This window comes from Aestuariivirga sp. (assembly GCF_046093005.1).
Taxonomy (GTDB): Bacteria; Pseudomonadota; Alphaproteobacteria; order Rhizobiales; family Aestuariivirgaceae; genus Aestuariivirga.
Genome location: NZ_JBJTER010000170.1, coordinates 25932 through 32391, shown reverse-complemented (window position 1 = coordinate 32391; position 6460 = coordinate 25932). Strand labels below are relative to the sequence as shown.

General features: G+C 65.8%; 6 protein-coding genes and 1 pseudogene. 1 reads left to right on the top strand and 6 read right to left on the bottom strand.

Going from position 1 to position 6460, the window contains the following annotated elements; genetic code table 11:
* The 6 genes and pseudogenes from ACKOED_RS14465 to ACKOED_RS14440 form a co-directional block, all read right to left on the bottom strand.
* Nucleotides 1-356, bottom strand: a pseudogene (locus ACKOED_RS14465) (electron transfer flavoprotein subunit alpha/FixB family protein); the annotation flags it as partial.
* The gene (locus tag ACKOED_RS14460; RefSeq protein WP_408917314.1) at nucleotides 356-1102 is read right to left on the bottom strand and encodes an electron transfer flavoprotein subunit beta/FixA family protein; all 747 of its coding nucleotides are present in this window, start codon (nucleotides 1100-1102) and stop codon (nucleotides 356-358) included. The pseudogene ACKOED_RS14465 and the gene ACKOED_RS14460, both read right to left, overlap by 1 nt.
* 128 nt (nucleotides 1103-1230) lie before the next feature.
* Nucleotides 1231-1923 carry a rhomboid family intramembrane serine protease gene (locus ACKOED_RS14455; protein WP_408917313.1) on the bottom strand — a complete coding sequence of 231 codons (693 nt, stop codon included), beginning with the start codon at nucleotides 1921-1923 and terminating at the stop codon, nucleotides 1231-1233.
* Nucleotides 1924-1927: 4 nt separating this feature from the next.
* Nucleotides 1928-2521 carry a cob(I)yrinic acid a,c-diamide adenosyltransferase gene (locus ACKOED_RS14450; RefSeq protein ID WP_408917312.1) on the bottom strand — a complete coding sequence of 198 codons (594 nt, stop codon included), beginning with the start codon at nucleotides 2519-2521 and terminating at the stop codon, nucleotides 1928-1930.
* A gap of 32 nt (nucleotides 2522-2553) precedes the next feature.
* Nucleotides 2554-5073, bottom strand: coding sequence for an ABC transporter permease (locus tag ACKOED_RS14445; RefSeq protein ID WP_408917311.1), 2520 nt, complete (start codon nucleotides 5071-5073; stop codon nucleotides 2554-2556).
* Complete coding sequence (locus ACKOED_RS14440) at nucleotides 5070-5765, bottom strand: ABC transporter ATP-binding protein (RefSeq protein ID WP_408917310.1); 696 nt, start codon at nucleotides 5763-5765, stop codon at nucleotides 5070-5072. The genes ACKOED_RS14445 and ACKOED_RS14440 overlap by 4 nt, the downstream gene beginning before the upstream one ends.
* A 70-nt stretch (nucleotides 5766-5835) precedes the next feature.
* Here ACKOED_RS14440 and ACKOED_RS14435 point away from each other — a divergent pair, with 70 nt between their 5' ends.
* Nucleotides 5836-6459 carry an arylesterase gene (locus tag ACKOED_RS14435; RefSeq protein WP_408917309.1) on the top strand — a complete coding sequence of 208 codons (624 nt, stop codon included), beginning with the start codon at nucleotides 5836-5838 and terminating at the stop codon, nucleotides 6457-6459.
* Nucleotide 6460: the final 1 nt, after the last annotated feature.

Genomic DNA, 6460 nt, shown 5'->3' with positions numbered 1-6460 from the left:
GACTTCACCTCGGCGATATCCGAGATCTGCATCACGTCGAGAAGGGCGGCAACGCGCGGCATGAAGTTCTTGCCATTGCCCGTGGCGGGCGCGACGATATGATCATAGGCCGCCGCCATCGACACGATGAGCGCGGCCATGGGCTCGGCCAGCGGCCGCTCGAGCGTTGCGCTCTCGACATGGAGAACCTTCTTGACGCCAGCCAGCTTCGCGGCCTGCGCAGCGGCGGCACCGGCGTTGTTGCCCGCCACCAGCACATGCACGTCGCCACCCATCTGGGCGGCGGCCGTAAGCGCCTTGTGGGTCGCATCCTTGAGGGAGGCGTTGTCGTGTTCGGCGATGAGGAGGACAGCCATCAGATTGCTCCCGCTTCCTTGAGTTTTGCGACGAGTTCGGCGGGCGAGCCCACCTTGATGCCGGCCTGGCGCTTCGGCGGCTCCTCGGTCTTCACGACCTTGAGGCGCGCCGTGGTGTCGACGCCGTAATCGGCGGGCGTCTTTTCATCCAGCGGCTTCTTCTTGGCCTTCATGATGTTGGGCAGAGAGGCATAGCGCGGCTGGTTGAGGCGCAGGTCGGTCGTCACGACCGCCGGCAGCTTCACCTTCAGCATCTGCAGGCCGCCGTCGATCTCACGCGTGATCTGCGCCTCGCCCGAACCGGGCTCGAGCTTGGAGGTGAAGGTGGCCTGCGGCCAGCCCAGCAGGGCGGCCAGCATCTGGCCGGTCTGGTTGCAGTCGTCGTCGATCGCCTGCTTGCCGAGAATCACGATTTCCGGCTTTTCCGCCTCGACCACGCCCTTCAGGATCTTGGCCACCGCCAGCGGTTCCACCAGATCGTCGGTCTTGACCAGAATGGCGCGGTCAGCGCCCATGGCGAGCGCGGTGCGCAGGGTTTCCTGGGCCTGGGCCGGTCCGATCGAAACCGCCACCACCTCGGTGGCCTTGCCCGCCTCTTTCAGGCGGACCGCCTCCTCGACGCCAATTTCGTCAAACGGATTCATCGACATCTTTACATTGGCCAGTTCGACACCCGAACCATCGGCCTTCACCCGGATCTTGACGTTATAGTCAACAACCCGCTTTACAGCGACCAGGACTTTCATAGCGTTCCTCGATAAGGCGGTCTTGAAAAAGTGGCCGGACCCTAGTGACGGCGGACCCCCAAGTCAATTCCGGCAACGCCGCTTGCGGGCCGAATGCGACGCTTTCGCGCCCTTGTGGCGGGGCGCGTTCAGGCGCTCAAGCGCAGCCAAAGGCGGCGGCGCAGCACATAGGTAATTCCGGCGCCAGCCAGAAAGCCGCCGACATGGGCGCTCCAGGCGATGCCCGCCTCCGGGTTGGCGCGGTCCATCCACCATGACACCACCTGAAGCACGAACCAGCCGCCCAAAACCCAGATGGCACCGATGCGGACCGGGAGCTTGAGAAACAGCAGGATCCAGACCCGGGCCTTGGGGAACAGCACCGCATAAGCCCCGAGCACGCCGGACACGGCGCCCGAGGCCCCGACCAGCGGCATGTCCGAGCGCGGCGCCAGGACCACATAGACGAGGGCTGCCACCACGCCCGCCGTCAGATACAGAAAGGCGAAGGATACGTGACCATAGGCATCCTCCACATTGTCGGCGAACACGAACAGAAACAGCATGTTGGAGAGCAGGTGCCACCAGCCGGCATGCAGGAACTGGTAGGTGACGAGGGTGGCGGGTTCGGCGACCGGTTCATAGTCCAGCGCGATTGGCGCGAGGTGGGTGAGTTCCCCGGGCACCACGCCCCAGCCCATGGCGAAGGCGGTGAGCACGGCTTCCGAAGTGAAGGCGCCGGTGCCCAGATAAGCGAGTATGTTCAAAACGATGATGACGAGGGTTACGGCCTGAAACCGGATGACTTTGAGCGGCGTGGAGTCATGCAGGGGAACGAACATGCGCTCACGCCTGGCGGGTTTTTCCCGGCACCCACAGCACGTCACCCGCTCCTGATCTGGCATTGGTCCAGCGGCTGGCCACGAAGAAGAAATCCGACAGCCGGTTGACATAGGCGATGGCCCCGTCGCTCACATGCTCGCCCGGCTGGGCGGCAAGTTCGACGATCAGCCGTTCGGCGCGGCGGCAGACGGTGCGGGTGATGTGCAGATGCGCGGCCGCCGGATGGCCGCCCGGCAGCACGAAGGAGCGGAGCGGCGCCAGATCGCCGTTGAGCTCGTCAATCTCCGCTTCGATGCGCTCATATTGCCGCGGCAGGATGCGCAATGGCTCGTAGCCAAGGTCCTTGCCGGTATCCGGCACGCACAGATCGGCGCCCAGATCGAACAGCTCGTTCTGGATGCGGCCGAGCATGGCGTCGAGTTTCCGCATGTCTTCGGTTGCGGTGTGCAGGCGCACGATGCCCAGCGTCGCATTGGTTTCGTCGACCGTACCATAGGCCTGGATGCGGAGATGGGCTTTTGACACCCGCTCGCCGGTGCCGAGGGCGGTGTCTCCGGCATCGCCGGTGCGCGTGTAGATTCTGTTGAGAACGACCATGACGCCTGCCTAACGCGAAGTGCCGGGGATTGCTACTCGTTTCTGAGATAGGGAGCGGGCTTGGCGGACAGCGCCCGCCAGGTGACGCCGAGCCCTGCCGTCACCGTGACGGCCATCGCGATCAGTGCCGTGAGCAGCGCCGCTGGAAGCGAGAAGCTCCAGGGCATTTCGAGAATGAACCGCGCCAGGAACCACGACGCGGCGGAGCCCACCACCAGCCCGAAGGCCGCCGCCGCAAGCCCGAGTGCCGCATATTCAATGACGAAGGCGGTCATCAATTGCCGCCTGGAGGCGCCGTAGGTCTTGAGAACCACGGCCTCGTAAAGCCGCTCGGACAGGCCTGCGGCAAGCGCCCCCGCCAGCACCAACACGCCGGTCAGCAGGGTCAGCGCATTGGCGCCGCGGATGGCGGCCAGCATCTGGCCGAGCAGCCCGCTCACCATGTCGATCGCATCCTTGACCCTGACCGCGGTGACCGACGGGTAGGCGCGCGCCATGCGGTTGAGCAGCTTCGCTTCATCGCCGCCGTTCATTTCAACCGTCACGATGTGGCTGTGCGGCGCGCCTTTCAGCGTATTGGGCGAAAACACCATGACGAAATTGATGCCAAGCGTGCGCCAGTTGACGCTTCTCAGATTGGCGACCCTGGCGGTGATCTCGCGGCCCAGCACATTGACGGTGATCTCGTCGCCGATGCCAACGCCGATGCCGGTGGCGATTTCGTCAACCAGCGAGATCAGCGGCGGGCCGTCATAGCCCGCGGGCCACCATTCGCCGGCCACCAGCTTCGAGCCCTCGGGCAAAGTCTCGGCATAGGTGATGCCGCGGTCGCCCCTCAGCGCCCAGTTGGAATCGGGCGAGGCGTTGACTTTCTCGGCCGGCACACCCTTGACCGCCACCACGCGGCCGCGCAGCATCGGCGAGTTGTTAACATGGGTGACGCCGGGTTCCCTGGCGACATCGTCCTTGAAGGCCTGAAGCTCGTTGTTGCGCACATCGAGGAAAAAGAAGGCCGGCGCCTTTTCCGGAATTCCGGAACGCAATTCGGAGGAGATGCTGCGGTCGGTCAGCGCAAGGGTCACGAACAGGGTGAGCCCGAGCCCGAGCGCGAGGATTGCCGAGGCCGCCGCCGAGCCCGGCCGGTAGATATTGCCGATGGCATAGCGCCAGATGGCAGAGCGGCTGTGCGGCAGCCGCCTGGCGCCGGCGATGATCAGCCGGGCGAGGCCGAGCAGCACCGCAAAGCACGCCACCAGCCCGCCGAGGAATAAGGCGGTGACCCTCGTGTTCTCGAAGGCCAGGAAAGCAAGCGCCGCGATCAGCGCCAGCGCGGCGGCGATTGCCAGCATGTCCCCGGCGCCTGGCCAGCCACGGACCGGCGCGATGCGCGAACGGAACAGGGCCGAGGCCGCCACCCGCCGGGTGTGGGCCAGCGGCCACATCGCGAAAGCGATGGTGGTGAGCAGCCCCAGCGCGCCGGCCAGCGCCAGCGGCAGCACTTCGAGACGGGACGACATGGGCAGCGGCAACAGCTGGCCGAAGCCGAGCCTGATCAGCGGCGGCGCAACCGCGCCTGCCGCGAGGCCGGCGGCAATGGCGATCAGCGCCACCAGCAGCACTTCGGTCAAATAGATGCCCATGACGTCGCGCGACGAGGCGCCCAGGCATTTGAGCGTGGCGATCGAACCCATCTTGCGGGTGACGAAAGCCTGCACGGCATTGGCGATGCCGGCCCCGCCGACAATCAGCGATGCAAGCCCCACGAGGGTCATGAAGTAACTGAGGCGTTCGATGAAGCCATCGGCGCCGGCGGCGGCGTTGTTGCGGTTCCGGATGCGCCAGCCGGCATCCTTGAATTTCTCCTCCGCCTCCTTCGCCACCGCCTTGGCGGCGGCAAGCGAGGGGTCGGGAAGCTTGACGCGGTAGCGCCAGGTTACCAGGCTGCCGGGTTGGACGATGCCCGTCGCGCGCAGTGTTTCTTCGGTGATCAGCAGGCGCGGGCCCAGCACGATGCCATCCGAGAGGCGGTCCGGCTCCTGCTCGATCAGCGCCCGGATTTCGACCTCGATCGAACCGAGCCTGATGCGGTCGCCGGGCTTGATGCCGAGCCGGCCCATCAGCAGCGGATCGGCGGCGGCGCCGGGAAGGCCGTCGCGCGTGGCGATCGCGTCGGCCAGCGTCATGCCGTTTGAGAGCTTCACTTCGCCATAGAGCGGATAGGCCTGGTCCACGGCTTTCGCTTCGATGAGGGTGGTGCTGTCGCCGGCCACCGCCATGCCGCGCACCGTGGCCACCTTGCTGAGCTGGCCCTTGGACGTGATGAACGCCCGTTGCTCATCCGTGCTCTCGCGGTGGATCAGCGCGAATTCAAGATCGCCGCCCAGCAGCGGCTGGCCCTGTTCATCGAGTCCGCGCTGAAACGAGGCCGAGAGCGAACCGATGATGGCGATGGTGCCGGTGCCGAGCGTCAGGCAGGTGAGAAAAATCCAGAAACCCTGGAGGCCGGAGCGCAGGTCACGGGCCGCGAAGCGCAGCCACAGGCCGGGGTTCATGGATGGGCCCCGGATACGATCCGCCCGTCGAGAACCTCCGCCATACGGTCACAGCGCGCCGCCAGCTCCCGGTCATGGGTGACCAGCAGCAGCGATGCGCCGTCCTGGGTCCTGAGGTCGAACAACAGCTTGATGATCTGCTCGCCGGTCACATGGTCGAGATTGCCGGTCGGCTCGTCGGCGATGATGATCCTGGCGCCCGAGGCCAGCGCGCGGGCAATGGCCACGCGCTGCTGTTCGCCGCCCGAAAGCTGGCCGGGATAATGGTCGAGCCGGTGGCCAAGGCCGACCCGGCGGAGTTTTTCAGCGGCAATTCCCATGGCATCGCCTGCCCCGCGGAACTCCAGCGGCACCGCGACGTTTTCCAGCGCCGTCATGGTGGGGATCAGATGGAAGGACTGGAACACGATGCCCACATTGTCACGCCGGAAGGCGGCAAGCTCATCTTCGCTCTTGGCGGAAAGCTGCTGGCCCGCCACCGTGACTTCGCCGCGGCTGGCGCGCTCAAGGCCGGCGATCACCATCAGAAGCGTGGTCTTGCCGGAGCCCGAGGGCCCGACGATGCCGAGCGCCTCCCCCGGCATCACCGTGAGATCGACGCCGCGCAGAATATCGACATTGCCGGCCCGGCTCGGCAGGGTCAGGTGAACGTCCTTGAGGGAGACGGCCGTCGTGGTCATGGCATCAAACATGGTTTGCCTTACGCTGCTTGTCGAGTGCCGGATGCTTGAACCGGACAACCATGGCGCTTAAGTGACCGATATGAGCAAGTTCCTCGCCGCCCTCGCCGTTTTTCTGATGATGGTCACCGGGGCCGAGGCACGGACCCTGACCGTGCTCGCCCTGGGCGACAGCCTCACCGCCGGCTATGGCCTGCAGCCGTCCGATGCTTTCCCGGTCAAGCTGGAGGCAGCACTGCGCGCCAGGGGCCATGACGTGAAAGTGATCAATGCCGGCATTTCAGGCGACACGGCGCTGGACGGGGCGTCGCGGCTGGAGTGGGCGCTGGCCGAGCCGGTCGATGCCGTGATCGTCGAACTGGGAGCGAACGACGCCCTGCGCGGCCTGCCGGTGCCGCAGGCGGAACAGGCGCTCGATCAAGCCCTCTCCGAACTGACTGAACGCAAGATTCCGGTGCTGCTGGCCGGCATGCGGGCCCCGCCCAATCTGGGGCCGGAGTATCAGGCCGCTTTCGATGGCATGTATCCGCGGCTGGCCGAAAAACATGGCGTTCTGCTTTATCCGTTCTTTCTCGACGGCGCCGCGGCTGACCCCAAGCTCAACCAGGCGGACGGGATGCACCCCAACCCCGCCGGGGTGGATGTGATCGTTGCCCGAATCCTGCCGAGTGTTGAGCAGCTTCTGGCCCAGGCGGCCGCAAATTAGC

What these genes read in the sequence shown, in the direction of transcription:
- ACKOED_RS14440 (WP_408917310.1), bottom strand. Translation starts at nt 5,765, where the DNA reads ATGTTTGATGCCATGACCACGACGGCCGTCTCCCTCAAGGACGTTCAC.
- ACKOED_RS14460 (WP_408917314.1), bottom strand. Translation starts at nt 1,102, where the DNA reads ATGAAAGTCCTGGTCGCTGTAAAGCGGGTTGTTGACTATAACGTCAAG.
- ACKOED_RS14445 (WP_408917311.1), bottom strand. Translation starts at nt 5,073, where the DNA reads ATGAACCCCGGCCTGTGGCTGCGCTTCGCGGCCCGTGACCTGCGCTCC.
- ACKOED_RS14455 (WP_408917313.1), bottom strand. Translation starts at nt 1,923, where the DNA reads ATGTTCGTTCCCCTGCATGACTCCACGCCGCTCAAAGTCATCCGGTTT.
- ACKOED_RS14435 (WP_408917309.1), top strand. Translation starts at nt 5,836, where the DNA reads ATGAGCAAGTTCCTCGCCGCCCTCGCCGTTTTTCTGATGATGGTCACC.
- ACKOED_RS14450 (WP_408917312.1), bottom strand. Translation starts at nt 2,521, where the DNA reads ATGGTCGTTCTCAACAGAATCTACACGCGCACCGGCGATGCCGGAGAC.